Raw genomic sequence first — 19,375 nt, forward strand, 5'->3', positions numbered from 1 at the left:
AGTCCAGTTTTGAGGCGGTTATCACCGCTTCGTCACCTCAGCATTCAGAACAACATGGCGAAACCTAGAACCGGGCGAGTGGCGTGCCTCGGCATGCGGGCATTCGCCTGTTTTTGACTCGGCTCAAGCCAAGCTAAAGAAAACCGATAACAGACTGATTGAAGCGTAAAGCCTCGGCGATACGCCCGGTCAGCATCGCAATTTTTGCGCAGGCGACCCCGGGCAGATCGATGTATTCACTTGTCCCCAGAGGACAAGAACCCAGACACCACAGCAAGACAAAGACTTGCTGAAGACACAAAGTTCAGGAGAGCAGATCATGGCATCCGTCGTTACGACTTACACCCCCGAGCAGATTGCCGGTCTGTCGACCCTGACCATTCAGAACTTCACAACTGAAGACTGGGCTGCCTTCACCCCTGACCAATTGGTGGCCTTGACCACCACCCAGATGTCGGCCATCAATCCTTTGGCCATCTCAGCCATCAAGGCCGCCAATATCTTCGCGATTGAAACAAGAGACTTGCGCCTGATCAGCACGGCCGCAGTGGCCAAGCTGACCACCGAGCAACTCGCCGGCCTGCTCAACGAACAGCTGGCGGCCTTCACCACCGGCCAAGTCGCGTCTCTGACCTCCAATCAGATCCGCAACCTCTCCACCAACAGCCTGAATGCACTGACCACCGCACAATTCGCGGCCTTCAGAACAGACCAAGCCCAAGCCCTCAGCAGCGATCAAATCAGCAAGCTGAGCACGGCAGATCTGAACTCCTTGGGCAGCGCCCAGTTTGGCGCCTTGAGCTCGACCCAAATCGTGGGCTTGCGAACCGACCAGATTGCCCAACTCGAGTCCGCCGACTTACGCGCCCTGTCCACCTCGGCTGTGGCCAAGCTCAGTACCGATCAGGTGCAGGTACTGAACTCTGAGCAAGTCAAGGTATTGAGTTCGGACCAGCTCAAAGCCCTCAGCACCGATCAGCTCAACACCTTCAGCACGCCTGAGTTGGCTGCGCTGACCTCCAACCAGGTCGCCTCGCTCTCGGCCGCTCAGCTCGCTGGCCTGGCGGTCAACACCGACCAGATCGGCGCCATCGAGACCGCTGACATCACCGCCATCACCACGGCTGTGGTGCGCGCCTTGTCCACTGACGTCTTGGCCGCGCTCTCGCCGGCCCAGTTGGCCGCCCTGACCACCGCTCAGATCGTCGCCCTGAGCACCGATCAGCTGCGCGCTCTGGCCACGCAAGACCTCAATGCCTTCACCACGGCGCAGTTCGCTGCCCTCACCACCGAGCAGCTCAAGGGTCTGACCTCCGATCAGTTCGGCCACTTGCAGACGCAAGACCTCAACGCCCTGAGCACCGCTCAGTTCGCCTCCCTGAGCTCGGCTCAGCTGGGCGCGCTCAATACCGACTCGGTCGGCGCACTCAACACCGAGCAAATCTCCAAGCTGGAGAACGCCGACTTGCGCGCGCTGTCCACCTCGGTCATCGCCAAGCTCTCCACCGATCAGGTCAAGGCCATCAATTCCGAGCAGGTCGTGGCCCTCACCTCCGATCAGATCAAGGCCTTCTCCACCGATCAGATCGTCACTTTCAGCGCCGCTGAACTCAAGGCCATGACCTCCAACCAGGTCGCCGCCTTGACCGCCGCTCAGCTCGGCGCCCTGGCCATCAACACCGACCAGATCACCGCCATCGACACCGCCGACATCGGCGCCATCTCCACCGCCACCGTGCGGGCCCTGAGCGATGCCGCCCTGGCCGCCCTCACGCCTTCTCAACTGCAAGTCTTGACCTCCAACCAGGTCGGCGCCTTGAGCTCCGATCAGATCAAGAACCTCGCCACCCAGGACCTCAACGCCCTGACCACCGGCCAGTTCGCACAGTTCAGCTCCACGCAGCTCGCTGGCCTCACCACCGATCAGGTCGCCAAGCTGGAGAGTGCCGACTTGCGCGCGCTGTCCACCTCGGTCATCTCCAAGCTCTCCACCGATCAGGTCCAGGCCCTCGTCTCCGATCAGGTCGCGGCCCTCACCCTGGATCAGATCAAGACCCTCTCCTCTGATCAGCTCAACACCTTCAGCACGGCTGAGATCGCCGCCCTGAGCTCCGCCCAGGTCGCCACGCTCTCCGCCGCTCAACTCGGCGGCCTGGCGGTCAACACCGACCAGATCGGCGCCATCGACACCGCTGACATCACCGCCATCTCCACCGCGGTCATTCGTGCCCTGTCCACCGCCACGCTGGCCGCGCTCGCGCCGAACCAGCTCGCAGCACTCACCACCGCGCAGGTCACCGCGCTGCACTCTGATCAGCTGCGCAGCCTGGCCACGCAAGACCTCAATGCCTTCATCCCCGCTCAGTTCGCGGCGCTGAGCACCGATCAGCTGCGCGTGCTCAACTCCGATCAGCTCGGCAATCTGCAGACGCAAGACCTCAACGCCCTGTCGGCCACGCAGTTCGCCTCGATCACCTCCACACAGGCCGCCGGTCTGTCCACCGAGCAGATCTCCAAGCTCGAGACGGCCGATCTGCGGGCCTTGGGCACCTCCGTCATCTCCAAGCTCTCCACCGATCAGGTCAAGGCCATCGTCTCCGATCAGGTCGCCTCCCTCACCACCGATCAGATCAAGACGCTCAGCACCGATCAGCTCAACACCTTCAGCACTTCGGAGCTGGTCGCGCTGACCTCCGCCCAAGTCGCTGCACTCAGCTCCACCCAGCTGGCAGGTCTGGCCCTCAACACCGACCAGATCGGCGCCATCGAGACCGCTGACATCACCGCCATCACCACGGCTGTGGTGCGCGCCTTGTCCACTGACGTCTTGGCTGCGCTCTCGCCCGCCCAGTTGGCCGCCCTGACCACCGCGCAGATCGTCGCCCTGAGCACCGATCAGCTGCGCGCCCTGGCCACGCAAGACCTCAATGCCTTCACCACGGCGCAGTTCGCTGCCCTCACCACCGAGCAGCTCAAGGGTCTGACCTCCGATCAGTTCGGCCACTTGCAGACGCAAGACCTCAACGCCCTGAGCACCGCTCAGTTCGCCTCCCTGAGCTCGGCTCAGCTGGGCGCGCTCAATACCGACTCGGTCGGCGCACTCAACACCGAGCAAATCTCCAAGCTGGAGAACGCCGACTTGCGCGCGCTGTCCACCTCGGTCATCGCCAAGCTCTCCACCGATCAGGTCAAGGCCATCAATTCCGAGCAGGTCGTGGCCCTCACCTCCGATCAGATCAAGGCCTTCTCCACCGATCAGATCGTCACTTTCAGCGCCGCTGAACTCAAGGCCATGACCTCCAACCAGGTCGCCGCCTTGACCGCCGCTCAGCTCGGCGCCCTGGCCATCAACACCGACCAGATCACCGCCATCGACACCGCCGACATCGGCGCCATCTCCACCGCCACCGTGCGGGCCCTGAGCGATGCCGCCCTGGCCGCCCTCACGCCTTCTCAACTGCAAGTCTTGACCTCCAACCAGGTCGGCGCCTTGAGCTCCGATCAGATCAAGAACCTCGCCACCCAGGACCTCAACGCCCTGACCACCGGCCAGTTCGCACAGTTCAGCTCCACGCAGCTCGCTGGCCTCACCACCGATCAGGTCGCCAAGCTGGAGAGTGCCGACTTGCGCGCGCTGTCCACCTCGGTCATCTCCAAGCTCTCCACCGATCAGGTCCAGGCCCTCGTCTCCGATCAGGTCGCGGCCCTCACCCTGGATCAGATCAAGACCCTCTCCTCTGATCAGCTCAACACCTTCAGCACGGCTGAGATCGCCGCCCTGAGCTCCGCCCAGGTCGCCACGCTCTCCGCCGCTCAACTCGGCGGCCTGGCGGTCAACACCGACCAGATCGGCGCCATCGACACCGCTGACATCACCGCCATCTCCACCGCGGTCATTCGTGCCCTGTCCACCGCCACGCTGGCCGCGCTCGCGCCGAACCAGCTCGCAGCACTCACCACCGCGCAGGTCACCGCGCTGCACTCTGATCAGCTGCGCAGCCTGGCCACGCAAGACCTCAATGCCTTCATCCCCGCTCAGTTCGCGGCGCTGAGCACCGATCAGCTGCGCGTGCTCAACTCCGATCAGCTCGGCAATCTGCAGACGCAAGACCTCAACGCCCTGTCGGCCACGCAGTTCGCCTCGATCACCTCCACACAGGCCGCCGGTCTGTCCACCGAGCAGATCTCCAAGCTCGAGACGGCCGATCTGCGGGCCTTGGGCACCTCCGTCATCTCCAAGCTCTCCACCGATCAGGTCAAGGCCATCGTCTCCGATCAGGTCGCCTCCCTCACCACCGATCAGATCAAGACGCTCAGCACCGATCAGCTCAACACCTTCAGCACTTCGGAGCTGGTCGCGCTGACCTCCGCCCAAGTCGCTGCACTCAGCTCCACCCAGCTGGCAGGTCTGGCCCTCAACACCGACCAGATCGGCGCCATCGAGACCGCTGACATCACCGCCATCACCACGGCTGTGGTGCGCGCCTTGTCCACTGACGTCTTGGCTGCGCTCTCGCCCGCCCAGTTGGCCGCCCTGACCACCGCGCAGATCGTCGCCCTGAGCACCGATCAGCTGCGCGCCCTGGCCACGCAAGACCTCAATGCCTTCACCACGGCGCAGTTCGCTGCCCTCACCACCGAGCAGCTCAAGGGTCTGACCTCCGATCAGTTCGGCCACTTGCAGACGCAAGACCTCAACGCCCTGAGCACCGCTCAGTTCGCCTCCCTGAGCTCGGCTCAGCTGGGCGCGCTCAATACCGACTCGGTCGGCGCACTCAACACCGAGCAAATCTCCAAGCTGGAGAACGCCGACTTGCGCGCGCTGTCCACCTCGGTCATCGCCAAGCTCTCCACCGATCAGGTCAAGGCCATCAATTCCGAGCAGGTCGTGGCCCTCACCTCCGATCAGATCAAGGCCTTCTCCACCGATCAGATCGTCACTTTCAGCGCCGCTGAACTCAAGGCCATGACCTCCAACCAGGTCGCCGCCTTGACCGCCGCTCAGCTCGGCGCCCTGGCCATCAACACCGACCAGATCACCGCCATCGACACCGCCGACATCGGCGCCATCTCCACCGCCACCGTGCGGGCCCTGAGCGATGCCGCCCTGGCCGCCCTCACGCCTTCTCAACTGCAAGTCTTGACCTCCAACCAGGTCGGCGCCTTGAGCTCCGATCAGATCAAGAACCTCGCCACCCAGGACCTCAACGCCCTGACCACCGGCCAGTTCGCACAGTTCAGCTCCACGCAGCTCGCTGGCCTCACCACCGATCAGGTCGCCAAGCTGGAGAGTGCCGACTTGCGCGCGCTGTCCACCTCGGTCATCTCCAAGCTCTCCACCGATCAGGTCCAGGCCCTCGTCTCCGATCAGGTCGCGGCCCTCACCCTGGATCAGATCAAGACCCTCTCCTCTGATCAGCTCAACACCTTCAGCACGGCTGAGATCGCCGCCCTGAGCTCCGCCCAGGTCGCCACGCTCTCCGCCGCTCAACTCGGCGGCCTGGCGGTCAACACCGACCAGATCGGCGCCATCGACACCGCTGACATCACCGCCATCTCCACCGCGGTCATTCGTGCCCTGTCCACCGCCACGCTGGCCGCGCTCGCGCCGAACCAGCTCGCAGCACTCACCACCGCGCAGGTCACCGCGCTGCACTCTGATCAGCTGCGCAGCCTGGCCACGCAAGACCTCAATGCCTTCATCCCCGCTCAGTTCGCGGCGCTGAGCACCGATCAGCTGCGCGTGCTCAACTCCGATCAGCTCGGCAATCTGCAGACGCAAGACCTCAACGCCCTGTCGGCCACGCAGTTCGCCTCGATCACCTCCACACAGGCCGCCGGTCTGTCCACCGAGCAGATCTCCAAGCTCGAGACGGCCGATCTGCGGGCCTTGGGCACCTCCGTCATCTCCAAGCTCTCCACCGATCAGGTCAAGGCCATCGTCTCCGATCAGGTCGCCTCCCTCACCACCGATCAGATCAAGACGCTCAGCACCGATCAGCTCAACACCTTCAGCACTTCGGAGCTGGTCGCGCTGACCTCCGCCCAAGTCGCTGCACTCAGCTCCACCCAGCTGGCAGGTCTGGCCCTCAACACCGACCAGATCGGCGCCATCGAGACCGCTGACATCACCGCCATCACCACGGCTGTGGTGCGCGCCTTGTCCACTGACGTCTTGGCTGCGCTCTCGCCCGCCCAGTTGGCCGCCCTGACCACCGCGCAGATCGTCGCCCTGAGCACCGATCAGCTGCGCGCCCTGGCCACGCAAGACCTCAATGCCTTCACCACGGCGCAGTTCGCTGCCCTCACCACCGAGCAGCTCAAGGGTCTGACCTCCGATCAGTTCGGCCACTTGCAGACGCAAGACCTCAACGCCCTGAGCACCGCTCAGTTCGCCTCCCTGAGCTCGGCTCAGCTGGGCGCGCTCAATACCGACTCGGTCGGCGCACTCAACACCGAGCAAATCTCCAAGCTGGAGAACGCCGACTTGCGCGCGCTGTCCACCTCGGTCATCGCCAAGCTCTCCACCGATCAGGTCAAGGCCATCAATTCCGAGCAGGTCGTGGCCCTCACCTCCGATCAGATCAAGGCCTTCTCCACCGATCAGATCGTCACTTTCAGCGCCGCTGAACTCAAGGCCATGACCTCCAACCAGGTCGCCGCCTTGACCGCCGCTCAGCTCGGCGCCCTGGCCATCAACACCGACCAGATCACCGCCATCGACACCGCCGACATCGGCGCCATCTCCACCGCCACCGTGCGGGCCCTGAGCGATGCCGCCCTGGCCGCCCTCACGCCTTCTCAACTGCAAGTCTTGACCTCCAACCAGGTCGGCGCCTTGAGCTCCGATCAGATCAAGAACCTCGCCACCCAGGACCTCAACGCCCTGACCACCGGCCAGTTCGCACAGTTCAGCTCCACGCAGCTCGCTGGCCTCACCACCGATCAGGTCGCCAAGCTGGAGAGTGCCGACTTGCGCGCGCTGTCCACCTCGGTCATCTCCAAGCTCTCCACCGATCAGGTCCAGGCCCTCGTCTCCGATCAGGTCGCGGCCCTCACCCTGGATCAGATCAAGACCCTCTCCTCTGATCAGCTCAACACCTTCAGCACGGCTGAGATCGCCGCCCTGAGCTCCGCCCAGGTCGCCACGCTCTCCGCCGCTCAACTCGGCGGCCTGGCGGTCAACACCGACCAGATCGGCGCCATCGACACCGCTGACATCACCGCCATCTCCACCGCGGTCATTCGTGCCCTGTCCACCGCCACGCTGGCCGCGCTCGCGCCGAACCAGCTCGCAGCACTCACCACCGCGCAGGTCACCGCGCTGCACTCTGATCAGCTGCGCAGCCTGGCCACGCAAGACCTCAATGCCTTCATCCCCGCTCAGTTCGCGGCGCTGAGCACCGATCAGCTGCGCGTGCTCAACTCCGATCAGCTCGGCAATCTGCAGACGCAAGACCTCAACGCCCTGTCGGCCACGCAGTTCGCCTCGATCACCTCCACACAGGCTGCCGGCCTGTCCACCGAGCAGATCTCCAAGCTCGAGACGGCCGATCTGCGTGCCTTGGGCACCTCCGTCATCTCCAAGCTCTCCACCGATCAGGTCAAGGCCATCGTCTCCGATCAGGTCGCGTCCCTCACCACCGATCAGATCAAGACGCTCAGCACCGATCAGCTCAACACCTTCAGCACTTCGGAGCTGGTCGCGCTGACCTCCGCCCAAGTCGCTGCACTCAGCTCCACCCAGCTGGCAGGTCTGGCCCTCAACACCGACCAGATCGGCGCCATCGAGACCGCTGACATCACCGCCATCACCACGGCTGTGGTGCGCGCCTTGTCCACTGACGTCTTGGCTGCCTTCTCCTCGGCGCAACTTGCAGCGATGACGACAGCCCAGGTCAACGCGCTGTCGACGGACCAACTGCGCAGCCTGGCTTCGCAAGACCTGAACGCCTTCACGACGGTGCAGTTTGTCAACATGACATCGGTGCATGTGCAAGCGCTCAGCTCCGATCAGTTGGGCAAGATGACGTCGGAAGACTTGAATTCCTTCACCACTACTCAGTTTGGTTTGATGAGCAGCAAGCAGGTGATGGGCTTCAACACCGAGCAGATGAGTCGCCTGGAGAGCGCCGATTTGCGCGCGATTTCGACGGCCGGCATCGCCAAGCTTTCTACCGAGCAGGTGGAAGCGATGACGTTGACACAAACATCGGCGCTCACCACCGCTCAAATCACGGCGCTGAGTTCAGACCAGATCAAGACCTTCAGCACCGCAGAACTGGTGGCGTTGGATTCGTCTCAGATCAGCGTGCTGTCGGCCGCGCAGCTGGGTGGGCTTGCGCTGAATACCGATCAGATCGGTGCGATTGAAACGCGTGACTTCGTCACCATCGGAACCGCGGTGATCCAGTCACTCAGCAACGCTACCTTGGCCGCGCTCAGCAATGCACAGCTGGCCTCCATGACCTCGGCTCAGCTGAATACTCTGAACACCGATCAGATCAGCCACCTCTCGACCTCCGACCTCAACGCCTTCACGACGGCGCAGTTCGCGGCATTCGGCACGACCCAGATCAGCGCCTTGACCACCCAACAAGTGGCGCAACTGGAATCGGATGATCTGCGCGCCCTCAGCGGCACCCAGATCGCCGCGCTGAACACTGATCAGTGGTCCGCCATTTCCACCGCCGACTTCCGTGTGATGGGCACCTCGCAGATTGTCGCCATGACGACGGCGCAGGCCCATGCCTTGACCACCGACCAGATCGAGGCCATGACGACGGACCAGATCAAGGCCTTGGAACTGGCCGACATCGGCGCGCTCACTGCCGGCCAGGCAAACCACTTCACCTCGGACGACATTGCCGTGATGAGCGGGGCTCAGCAATATGTCTTGATGACAACCACAGGCGTCTCGCCCATGGTCTTGGATCTTGATGGCAACGGCGTCAGTACTCTGAGCGCAGCCCATGGTGTCAATTACGACTTGCTGGGTAACGGTGTCACCAGCCAGGTGGGTTGGGCGGGGCCGCATGATGGCTTCCTTGTCATGGACCGTAACCACGACGGGCTCATCAATGACGGGCGAGAGTTGTTCGGCATGGGCACCCGCCTGGCCGATGGCCACCAAGCCGCCAACGGCTACGTGGCGATGGCTCAAGAGGACAGTAACCATGATGGCAAACTCGATTTGCATGACGCCAGCTTCAAGGACCTGCGAATCTGGGTCGACGGCAACAGCAATGGCGTCACCGATGTGGGTGAGCTCAAACTGCTGTCCGACTACCACATCGCCGAGCTGAATCTGCGCGCAACGCAGGGCACGGTGGTGGACAACGGCAATCTGCTGGGCTTGGTGTCTGACTACACCACCACGGACGGCGCCAAGCATCAGTTGGCGGACGTCTGGTTTGCCCAGGCCGTGAAACCGGCAACGGGCGAGGCCGACAAGCCCAATGTTAGTATTGACGATGTGTTGGCGGCGCCGACCACGCCGATGCTGGTGGAGAGCGCGCAAGTCAACACCAAGCCGGCGGCCGAGCCCACGCCGAATGAACTGCAGCATCAACATCTGCTGGACAAGCGTCTGGCCGATGAAGATGAGTTCAAGCGCAATGGACCGCTGTTGTAAGCGCCAGGTCACCACGTCCTGGTGAGACAGAAGGGGCGATCCGTGAAGGGTCGCCCCTTCTGCGTTTGGACACCTGAGCGCCCAATCTTCCAGGGCGATGCCCTTGGCCGCGCCTGTTCAGTCACCCACAGCGCCAAAGACTCCGCAACAACCCTAATCAGCCCTGAACTGACCTGTTATTCCCGGCTCTTTTGCCCTTCAGCTTGCGTCCCGTCTGCCGAGAATCTAGTTAAGCCCTGTAGGAGGGGGATGGGACCGATATCGGTCGCTAGAACTAAAGCAAAAATGCTGAATGCAATTCTGACTCGATGGGCCAGGACTCGCGGAGCCTTGCCCCTGAAGCACTCGACACTAAGCCGCAGCAACAACAGCGGCAACATGACAGGCTTTAGCGCCACACGCAGCGGCGGTGATTCGCTATGGCAAACCCTGTTGCGCTGGATGCCGGGCGAGGCTGACCCATGGGGTGCCAATCCCGCCACGCCTCCCTGCGAGAGTTTGAAACTCAGTCATGTGCCCAGCATCCGCGCGGCCTTTGAAACCTGCTTGCGCGATCTGCAGGGTGAAGGGGTGGACACCTTGAAACGCAGCATTCGTTGCAGCCGCAGCCTGCGGGACCTGTGGCATCTGCGCGCACAGGCCTATACCGAGGTGGCCCGCGCCTTCTCACAAACCGAAGCCGAGGCTCGCTTGAAGCAACTCAACGCCCATTTTCAATTTGGCAGCAGCCTGAGCCTGTCAGATCGCAAGGGCTCGGTCGTGGCCTTGAGTCATACGGGCCGTGCAGGCCGGGGGCACTGAGATGCAATTGACACTGCGCGAGATCCCTCACTTTCCTCCGCCCTGGGCCTATGCCTGCGCCGGCCGGCCTGACGAGCGACGGGGCCGCATTGCTGTGCGCAAGGCCTTTGTCGAGTTGAAGCTGGCCTTTACCCGTGCCGCCGCCGAGGTCTCGGGCGAGATCGGTTTGAGCCTGCAGCGCATCGTGCGCCAGGCCAGCGAGCCGATCGAGTTGTGGCTGATTCGCTCGACCCTCCTGGCGGCGCTGCCGCTGGACAGCGAACGCGCCAATGACCATCGCTTGGCGGTGCTCGACGCTCTCGGCCAGGTCTACCCCGGTAGCGACACGACGCCGAGGTTTTCGCAACGCTGCTGAGGCCGTCGAGCGAGAATTTACGGCGAGCCGCCTGGGCACAGCCGCTGGGCAAGGCAGAATGTGCCTCAAGCCATGAATATCATCATCCTCGACGACTATCAGGACGCCGTTCGCAAACTGCGTTGTGCGTCCAAGCTTGAACACCTGAACGCCAAGGTTTTCACCAATACCGTCAAGGGGATTGGGCAGCTGTCCATACGGTTGCGCGACGCCGAGGTACTGGTGCTGATCCGAGAGCGGACCCAGTTCCCGCGCCAGTTGCTTGAAAAACTGCCGCGCCTCAAACTCATTGCCCAAACCGGCCGCATTGGCTCCCACATCGACATCGCAGCCTGCACCAAGCTGGGCATTGCCGTGGCCGAGGGGGTTGGTTCCCCGGTTGCGCCGGCCGAGTTGACCTGGGCCTTGATCATGGCGTCGATGCGGCGGCTGCCGCAATACATCGGCAATCTCAAACATGGCGCTTGGCAGCAGTCGGGTTTGAAGTCCGCCTCCATGCCGCCCAATTTCGGCCTCGGCATGGTCTTGCGCGGTAAAACCTTGGGCATCTGGGGTTACGGCAAGATCGGCCAAATGGTCGCCGGCTACGGCCGCGCCTTTGGCATGCAGGTACAGATCTGGGGCAGTGAAGCCTCGCGCCTGCGTGCCCAGGCCGATGGCTACAGCACGGTAGAGAGCCGTGAGTCCTTTTTCGAAAGCAGCGACGTGCTCAGCGTGCATTTGCGCCTGTGCGACGCCACGCGCGGCTTGATCACGCCGGAAGACCTGGCCCGCATGAAGCCCACCGCCTTGTTCGTCAACACCTCGCGGGCCGAGTTGCTCAGTGATGGCGCACTGGTTTCGGCGCTCAACCGTGGCCGGCCCGGCATGGCGGCCATCGATGTGTTCGAGAGCGAGCCCATCTTGCAGGGCCACCCCTTGCTACGCTTGGAAAATGCCGTTTGTACTCCGCATATCGGCTACGTAGAGCAAGACAGTTACGAGCTCTACCTCAGCGCTGCCTTCGACAACATCCTCAACTACATCAACAACGAGCCCAGCAATATCGTCAACCCCGAGGCCTTGCGGGTCTTGCGTTGATGCCCACAGTGTTGACGCCGACAGCAAAGGCAGGGCCTGCCTCCCTGGGCGAGTTGTTTTGGGCCTTCAACCGCCTGGCATTGCAGGGCTTCGGCGGCGTGCTGGCGGTAGCACAACGTGAGTTGGTCGAGCGGCTCGCTTGGTTGAGCCGAGAGGAGTTTCTCGATGCCTTTGCGATCGCACAGGTGCTGCCTGGCCCCAATATCGTCAACATCTCGCTGATGCTCGGCGACCGCTTCTTTGGCGTGCGCGGTGCCTTCGCGGCCTTGGCCGGCATGCTGCTCTTGCCGGCCACCATCGTGATCGGCATGGCCGCCTTGTATGGCCAATTCGCCACCCACCCCATCGTCGCCAATACGCTGCGGGGCATGGGCGCCGTGTCCGCCGGGCTGATCCTCGCCACCGGGCTGAAGCTATTGCCCTCCTTGAAAAAGAGCCCCATGGGGCGCTTGCCCAGCTTGCTTTTGGCAACGCTCACCATAGGCGCCGTCATCTACCTGCGCTTACCGCTGCCGCAACTGCTGCTGATTTTGGGCAGCCTCGGCATGGCCTTGGCTTGGCGCGGGCTGCGCCGAGTCGCCAAGGCGAAAACATGACAGCGACAACGCCCGATCTGTGGGCCCTGTTCCTGCACTTTCTGACCTTGTCCTTGCTGTCCATCGGCGGTGCCATCACCACCGCCCCGGAAATGCACCGTTACTTGGTCGGCGAGCAACATTGGTTGAGCGACACCCAGTTCACCTCGTCCATCGCCTTGGCGCAGGCTGCACCTGGCCCCAATGTGCTGTTTGTCGCCGTGCTGGGCTGGAATGTGGCGGGCTTGCCCGGCGCTTTTGCGGCCATGTCCGGCATCATGCTGCCCTCCACAACCTTGGTGCTGGCCGCCACACGCTGGGCCCGCAATAACCGCGACAGCATCGGAGTGCGCGCTTTCACCGCCGGCATGGCGCCCTTGACCTTGGGGCTCCTGCTCTCCACTGGTTGGCTGCTGGCCGAGCCCTACTTGAAAGCACCCGACCATCTGCCGACTACCCTGCTCTTGATTGCCGCCACGCTGTGGCTCACCTTGCGCACCAAGATCAGTCTCGTGTGGCTGGTCTTGGCGGGTGGCCTATTGGGGGCGCTGGGCTGGGTCTAGAAGGCTCAGCCTTCAAAGATTGAACGAGGGCTTACCTAGCCCTCTTTCGTTCCAAAGATCTTGTCGCCCGCGTCGCCCAAGCCCGGGATGATGTAGCCCTGCTCGTCCAGATGGCTGTCGATAGCAGCGGTCCAGCAGCGCACATCGGGGTGGGCGGCGTTCAATGCGGCCACACCTTCGGGGGCAGCGACCAGCACCAAGGCGCGGATGTCTTTGCAGCCGCGCTTTTTGAGCAGATCGATGGTAGCGATCATCGAGCCGCCGGTGGCCAGCATCGGGTCAACAATCAAGGCGGTGCGTTCGTCCAGTTGGCCGACAAAGCGCTCGAAGTAGTGCACAGGCTGCAGGGTTTCATGGTCGCGCGCCAGGCCTACGACGCTGATCTTTGCGTTCGGAATCATGTCCAAGACGCCGTCCATCATGCCCAAACCCGCACGCAGAATCGGCACCACGGTGACCTTGCGGCCGGCGATCTGGTCCACGGCGGTGGGGCCGCTCCAGCATTCGATGGTGGTCTTTTCCAGCGGGAAGTCCGCCGTGGCTTCATAGGCCAAGAGGCGGCCGACCTCGCCGGTCAGTTCACGGAACTTCTTGGTCGAGATGTCGGCCTCGCGCATCAGGCCGATTTTGTGTTTGACGAGAGGGTGAAAAACTTCAATGACGGCCATGGCGGGAGCTCTTGCTATTGTTGTTGAGGGTCGAAAGCGGGACGAGATTATCCCTGCTTGCCGGCCTGACGCTGGCGCATCGCCTCGTACAAGCAGACACCGGCGGCCACCGACACATTCAGGCTTTCCACCGAGCCCATCATCGGAATGCGCACCAACTCGTCGCAGGTCTTGGCCGTCAGCTGGCGCATGCCGTCGCCTTCAGCGCCCAAGACCAGGGCCAGCGGACGGTTCAGGTCGATGTCGTAAATGGACTTTTCGGCCTGGTCCGAGGTGCCGACCACCCAGACGTCCATCTCCTTCAATTCCTTCAAGGAACGGGCCAGATTGGTGACCATCAGATAAGGCACGGTCTCGGCCGCACCGCTGGCCACCTTGGCCACGGTGGCGTTCAGGCCCACAGCATGGTCTTTGGGCGCGACCACGGCGTGCGCGCCAGCACCGTCGGCCACACGCAAGCAAGCACCCAGATTGTGCGGATCGGTCACGCCGTCCAGCACCAAGACCAGAGGCATGCCCTCGATGGTCTCCATCACATCGTCCAAGAACTGCGGCATGGCCAGGGCCTGCACCTTGGCGACCACGCCTTGGTGACGGGTGGTGCCAGCGATCTTGGCCAGGCGATCGTCATCGCTTTCAATCAGCTTGGCGCCACCATCGCGGGCGCGATCGACAAAGCTGCGCATGCGCTGATCGCGCCGCGTCGTGTCGTAATGGACTTCGACGATGGATTCGGGATGCGTCTTTAGACGCACGGTGACGGCATGAAAGCCAAAGAGAATTTTGTTGGAGCTCATGTGCGCATCGTAGCGGCTAGCGTCAGCAAAGCGATCAAGACCGGCTGATGAAGCATGTAAAAACTCAGTGACCATCGGCCCAAAGTGGCCAAGGGCTCCAGGAACCGGGGCACCGACCCGGTGATCAGTCCTGCCGCGAATGAGCCTCGCTGTTGCTGCAACAGCCAGCGCCCCAGCGCATAGCCCCAGAGCATCACGCCTAGCCAAGGCAGCACCGGCACATAGTCCTCGGCGATGGGCTTGCGGGTGACCAGGCCGATCCAGTTGCTCCAGCGACTGTCAAAGAACGGGTCTTGAGCCCAACTCGGCAAGCCTAGGCACAGCAGGCCCAGCAGCAAGCAAGCGCCAATCGACAAGCGCGGGCCAGCCCAGCGCAAGAGCAGCAGCATCACCGCCATGCCATGCAGCACCCCAAAGCTGATGAAGCTGCGCGGAAACATCCACCAAGAGCCCAGGCTGACCAAGACCGCGCAGCCGGCCACCTGCGCCCAACGCAGCCAAAAACGCGGCCAGGTCTGCTGCTGATGTAGGGCCAGCGCCTGGCCCATGCCGGCGCAGAGCAAGAACAAACTGACGATGAGGCTGCGCTGCAACGTCCAGAAGGGGTCGCGATAAAAGTCCTGCTGAATCCAGCGAAAGTGGTTCAGATCAAAAGCGAAGTGGAACAGCGCCATCCAGACGATGGCGAAGCCGCGCAAGGCATCGAGCCGGGGATAGCGGGTCGCAAGCGGCGTGCCGGGGGTTGCGTCGTCGTTCAAACGAAATCTCGTGGCGTCAAAATGCGCGAAGTCTATGCCGGACTTGAGTTTTGGCCCGGCGGGCCCAAGTTCTGACTTGAATTCTTGCACTCACTTTTTGCGCTCTGTGCCAGCGCCCGAAGCCATGCTTTCTGAAACTTCTCCTTCGATCGCCACCCAGCCTTCCATGTCCAAGCGGCTCTTGCTGCCTTTGACCGCAGGCTTGGCGCTGGCGCTCAGCCTGGCTTGGCTGTGGCCGGCCGATGTTCAAAGCAAATCACAAGCGCAGCCACGCGCCGTGCAAGCCCGTGGGCCGCTGGATGCTGCCGAGCAAAACAATATCGCAGTCTTCAAAAAGACCTCGCCCTCGGTGGTACACATCACCACCTTGACCACCTCGCGGGACATGTTCAGCCTCAATGTGACCCAGCAGGCCAGCGGCACCGGTACCGGCTTTATCTGGGACGGAGACGGCCATGTGGTGACCAATTTCCACGTCATCCAAGGCGGCAGCGGCGCCACCGTCACCTTGTCCGACCAAAGCAGCTACCCTGCGAAGCTGGTCGGCGTCTTCCCCGACCGCGATTTGGCGGTGCTTCGCATAGAAGCGCCCAAAGACAAGCTGGCGCCGATTGCCGTGGGCAGCAGCCGCGATCTGCAAGTGGGCCAGGCGGTCTATGCGATTGGCAACCCCTTTGGTCTGGACCAGACCCTGACCCAAGGCATCGTCAGCGCCTTGAACCGCGAAATTGAATCGGTGACGCGGCGCACCATCCGCGGCGCCATCCAAACCGACGCGGCCATCAACCCCGGTAACTCGGGTGGCCCACTGCTGGACTCAGCCGGGCGGCTGATCGGCGTCAACACCTCGATCTACAGCCCCAGCGGCGCCAGCGCCGGCATCGGCTTTGCGATCCCGGTGGACGAAGTCAACCGCATCGTGCCGCGCCTGATCACCGATGGCCGCATGGTCCGCCCTGCCCTGGGCGTGACCGCCGGGCCGGCCAATCTCACTCAGGCCTTGAAGCTGCCCAAGGGCGTGGCCCTGGTGCGGGTCAGCCCCGGCAGCCCGGCCGCTCAAGCCGGCCTGCAAGCCTTTGCCCGAGCGCGAGACGGCAGCATCATCCACGGTGACGTGATCACCGCCATCAACGATGAAGCGGTGGATGATTTGGACGAGATGCTCAGCCTTTTGGAGCGCCGCCAGATTGGCGAACGCGTCACCCTAAGCTTGTGGCGAGCCGGCAAGGCCCGCAAACAGCAGGTGCAACTGGGCAGTTCTGACTGATGGCCCCTGCGCCCCTGTGTTACCGTCATCAGCGATGAATTTCAGACAGTGACGAGAGCACATGAACGCGCAGCCGAGCCCAGGCAGCAGCCAGACCACGGACGAACAGATCAGCGCTGGCGCGAGTGCCTGGCTGGCCTATTGGCCGGCGCTGTTGATCGCCCTGGCCGGTTTAGCCCTGAGCACCGCCCTGCTCTGGGCCCGGCAGGCCGAAGATGCCGCCGGTGAACAAAGCCGCATTCACCATGATTTGAGCGCCATCCGGACGCGGCTGGAGGCGGTGGCCCAGGCCACCTTCAGCCCCACTGTCGGTTTGGAGGCCATGATCCAACTCGACGGCGGCATCTCCACCGAACGCTTTGACGCGCTGGCCGGCCGCGTCGTCAAGCTACTGCCTCAAGTACGCAGCATCGTCGCCGCACCAAATGACGTGGCGCGTTATGTCTACTCACTGAAAGGCAACCAGGCGGTCATCAATCTGGACTACCGCACGATTGCCGTGCAGTACCAGCAGATCCAAGCGGCGCGGCGTCAAGGCCGGCCGCTCTTGGTCGGGCCGGTCAAACTGGTGCAAGGCGGCCAGGGCATCATCCAGCGCACGCCGGTGTTTTTGCCCTCGGCCGATGGCAAACAAGAAGCGGCCTACTGGGGCGTGATCTCGGTGGTGGCGGACTTGGCGCGCTTTGTTGAAGCAGCCGGTCTGTCGGATACCCCGTCCTTGCGCATCGCGCTCTACCAAGTGCAGGCCGATCAACAAAGCCTGGGCACGCCGATCTGGGGCGAAGCGACGCTGGCCCAACGACCAGACAGCGTGACCCAATATGTGCAGATGCCGGGCACGGTCTGGGCCTTGACGGCGGCACCTGTAGCGCCAGCGGACAACGGCACCGCCCCGGCCCTCAAGCATGCGCCCGAGTTTGGCGCATCGCTGGTGGCCAGCGCCGCTTTGGCGCTGCTGGCGGCTTTGCTGGTCTACCGCCGGCGGCTGTTGCAGACGCAAAACCTGACCCTTTCAAAAGAAGTCGAACAACGCCGCCAAAGTCAGCAAGCGCTAGAGGCAACGCAATCACGCTTTCGCGAATTGACCGAGATGTCGGCGGACTGGGTTTGGGAGCAAGACGAGCATCTGTGCTTCACCTACATCTCCCGACTGGCCGAGGACCAAGACACACACGACCCGCTGAGAATGCTCGGGCAGCAGCGCTGGAATGCGCCCAATCTGGTGCCCGGCACCGATTGGGACAGCCACCGACTCAGCCTCGACAAGCACGAACCTTTCCGTGATTTCGAATATGCGCATCTGGACGATCTCGGCCAGCGGCGCCATGTCAGCATCTCCGGCGCCCCCATCTTCGACGCCCAGGGGCAGTTCAAAGGTTACCGCGGCACCGGCCGGGACATGACCGATATTCGGCAGGCAGAGGCCGCCTTGCGGAACTCGGAGCAAGCCCTGACCCTGGCGCGGGACCGTCTGCAAGCGGTGCTCGACGCGGCGCTCGAGTTCTCCATCATCGCCACCGATATGGAGGGCCGCGTCGCTCTTTTCAACCGAGGCGCCGAGCAAATGCTGGGTTACTCCGAGGCAGAAATGCTGGGCCGCTCGCCGGCCATCATTCACCTGCAAGAGGAGATCGCTGCACGCGGTGCCGAATTGAGTCGCAGCAGCGGCCGGCTGATCGAAGGTTTTGAGGTCTTTGTTGCTCGAGGACGAGAGGGCGGCACCGAGACCTGCATCTGGACCTATGTGCGCAAGGATGGCAGTCACCTGACCGTGTCACTGACCGTCAGCCTGCTGCATGACCCATCCGGCAAGCCGACAGGCTTTCTGGGCATTGCCCGCGACATCACCGCGCAGCGCCAGGCCGAAAACGAATTGGTACGCTTGAATGCAGGCCTGGAAACGCGCGTCGAGCAGCGCACGGCCGAATTGAGCCACGCCTTGGACACGCTCAAAAAAGCGCAACACGAACTGCTGCGGGCGGAGAAGATGGCCGCGCTGGGCTCCTTGGTCGCCGGCATTGCCCATGAGTTGAACACGCCCTTGGGCAACTGCCTGACCACCGCATCGACCTTGGATGACATGACCCAGCAAATGCGCCGCAACTTCGAAGGCGGCCAGATGCGACGTTCGGTGCTCGACGCCTACCTCAACGACGCCACAACCGCTTGCAGCATCCTGCTGCGCAGCATGTCAACGGCGAACGAATTGGTGACGCACTTCAAGCAAGTGTCGGTGGACCAAACCACCGCGCACCGCCGCAAGTTTGGTCTGAGCTCGGTGCTGGATGATGTGCTGAGCCTGTTGCGACCCCAACTGCGCAAGAGCACTATCTTGGTAGAAAGCCAGATCAAGCTCAGCCAGGAGCTGGACAGCTTTCCCGGCCCACTCGGTCAGGTGCTGAGTAATCTGTTGATGAACGCCATCTTGCATGCCTTCGAGCCGGGACGTGCCGACGCACGCATCTTGATCACGGCGACGTTGAACGCTGACGACCAAGCTGAGCTTGAAGAGCACGGATGTGGCAGCTTCACCTTGCGCGTGGAGGACAACGGCATCGGCATGACGCCGGAGGTCCGTCGGCGCGCCTTTGACCCCTTCTTCACCACCAAGATGGGCCAGGGCGGCACCGGTTTGGGCCTGAACATCGTTTACAACATCGTGACCGGCATTTTGGGCGGGCGCATCGAGTTGTTCAGCGAGCCTGCTCAGGGCAGCCGATTTGTCATCACCCTGCCCTTCACTGCGCCGCAGTTCGAGGCGGTAGCGCCCACGCAGACCTCGGTCGACACCGACGCCGCAGCCGATGTCGACCCGGCGGCATCAAGCTGAACATCGGCCAGCGCGCATCAGCGCGAGGCCCAAGGCCCAAGAACTAA

At 62.9% G+C, this 19,375-nt stretch carries 11 protein-coding genes; 8 read left to right on the forward strand and 3 right to left on the reverse strand.

The genetic code is table 11. The features are described from left to right. Positions 1–319: 319 nt before the first annotated feature. The 6 genes from WG899_RS02620 (at position 320) to WG899_RS02645 (ending at position 13,008) form a co-directional block, all read left to right on the forward strand. Positions 320–9,634: an SPM autocatalytic domain-containing protein gene (locus WG899_RS02620; protein WP_339594053.1), complete on the forward strand. Its 9,315-nt coding sequence runs from the start codon at positions 320–322 to the stop codon at positions 9,632–9,634. Between the two features lie 378 nt (positions 9,635–10,012). Further along, the gene (locus tag WG899_RS02625; protein WP_339594054.1) at positions 10,013–10,435 is read left to right on the forward strand and encodes a hypothetical protein; all 423 of its coding nucleotides are present in this window, start codon (positions 10,013–10,015) and stop codon (positions 10,433–10,435) included. A 1-nt stretch (position 10,436) separates the two neighbouring features. Beyond that, the gene (locus WG899_RS02630; RefSeq protein ID WP_339594055.1) at positions 10,437–10,790 is read left to right on the forward strand and encodes a hypothetical protein; all 354 of its coding nucleotides are present in this window, start codon (positions 10,437–10,439) and stop codon (positions 10,788–10,790) included. A gap of 72 nt (positions 10,791–10,862) precedes the next feature. Then, positions 10,863–11,870 carry a D-2-hydroxyacid dehydrogenase family protein gene (locus tag WG899_RS02635; RefSeq protein ID WP_339594056.1) on the forward strand — a complete coding sequence of 336 codons (1,008 nt, stop codon included), beginning with the start codon at positions 10,863–10,865 and terminating at the stop codon, positions 11,868–11,870. After that, entirely contained in the window at positions 11,870–12,466 is a 597-nt protein-coding gene (locus WG899_RS02640) for a chromate transporter (RefSeq protein WP_339594057.1), read from the forward strand. The genes WG899_RS02635 and WG899_RS02640 overlap by 1 nt, the downstream gene beginning before the upstream one ends. Then, positions 12,463–13,008: a chromate transporter gene (locus WG899_RS02645; RefSeq protein ID WP_339594058.1), complete on the forward strand. Its 546-nt coding sequence runs from the start codon at positions 12,463–12,465 to the stop codon at positions 13,006–13,008. Before WG899_RS02640 ends, WG899_RS02645 begins: the two co-directional genes overlap by 4 nt. 35 nt (positions 13,009–13,043) lie before the next feature. Here WG899_RS02645 and upp read toward each other — a convergent pair whose 3' ends face one another. The 3 genes from upp to WG899_RS02660 are packed head-to-tail and all read right to left on the reverse strand — an operon-like array spanning position 13,044 to position 15,231. After that, complete coding sequence (gene upp, locus WG899_RS02650) at positions 13,044–13,676, reverse strand: uracil phosphoribosyltransferase (protein WP_339594059.1); 633 nt, start codon at positions 13,674–13,676, stop codon at positions 13,044–13,046. 47 nt (positions 13,677–13,723) lie between these two features. Next, entirely contained in the window at positions 13,724–14,473 is a 750-nt protein-coding gene (rlmB, locus tag WG899_RS02655; RefSeq protein WP_339594060.1) for a 23S rRNA (guanosine(2251)-2'-O)-methyltransferase RlmB, read from the reverse strand. After that, positions 14,470–15,231: an acetyltransferase domain-containing protein gene (locus WG899_RS02660; RefSeq protein ID WP_339594061.1), complete on the reverse strand. Its 762-nt coding sequence runs from the start codon at positions 15,229–15,231 to the stop codon at positions 14,470–14,472. The genes rlmB and WG899_RS02660 overlap by 4 nt, the downstream gene beginning before the upstream one ends. Positions 15,232–15,397: 166 nt before the next feature. On the opposite strand from WG899_RS02660, the gene WG899_RS02665 reads away from it, so the two are divergent. Beyond that, a complete protein-coding gene (locus tag WG899_RS02665) occupies positions 15,398–16,498 on the forward strand; it encodes a S1C family serine protease (RefSeq protein WP_444718809.1) in 1,101 nt (366 codons plus the stop codon). A 61-nt stretch (positions 16,499–16,559) separates the two neighbouring features. After that, entirely contained in the window at positions 16,560–19,328 is a 2,769-nt protein-coding gene (locus WG899_RS02670; protein WP_339594063.1) for a PAS domain S-box protein, read from the forward strand. The last annotated feature ends 47 nt before the right edge of the window (positions 19,329–19,375 follow it).

It is taken from the genome of Paucibacter hankyongi, from assembly GCF_037482915.1.
Taxonomy (GTDB): Bacteria; Pseudomonadota; Gammaproteobacteria; order Burkholderiales; family Burkholderiaceae_C; genus Paucibacter_A; species Paucibacter_A hankyongi.

Bases quoted from the DNA above. Each gene is read 5' to 3' on its own strand.
- WG899_RS02620 (WP_339594053.1), top strand. From the start codon at position 320: ATGGCATCCGTCGTTACGACTTACACCCCCGAGCAGATTGCCGGTCTG.
- WG899_RS02625 (WP_339594054.1), top strand. From the start codon at position 10,013: ATGACAGGCTTTAGCGCCACACGCAGCGGCGGTGATTCGCTATGGCAA.
- WG899_RS02630 (WP_339594055.1), top strand. From the start codon at position 10,437: ATGCAATTGACACTGCGCGAGATCCCTCACTTTCCTCCGCCCTGGGCC.
- WG899_RS02635 (WP_339594056.1), top strand. From the start codon at position 10,863: ATGAATATCATCATCCTCGACGACTATCAGGACGCCGTTCGCAAACTG.
- WG899_RS02640 (WP_339594057.1), top strand. From the start codon at position 11,870: ATGCCCACAGTGTTGACGCCGACAGCAAAGGCAGGGCCTGCCTCCCTG.
- WG899_RS02645 (WP_339594058.1), top strand. From the start codon at position 12,463: ATGACAGCGACAACGCCCGATCTGTGGGCCCTGTTCCTGCACTTTCTG.
- upp (WP_339594059.1), bottom strand. From the start codon at position 13,676: ATGGCCGTCATTGAAGTTTTTCACCCTCTCGTCAAACACAAAATCGGC.
- rlmB (WP_339594060.1), bottom strand. From the start codon at position 14,473: ATGAGCTCCAACAAAATTCTCTTTGGCTTTCATGCCGTCACCGTGCGT.
- WG899_RS02665 (WP_444718809.1), top strand. From the start codon at position 15,398: ATGTCCAAGCGGCTCTTGCTGCCTTTGACCGCAGGCTTGGCGCTGGCG.
- WG899_RS02670 (WP_339594063.1), top strand. From the start codon at position 16,560: ATGAACGCGCAGCCGAGCCCAGGCAGCAGCCAGACCACGGACGAACAG.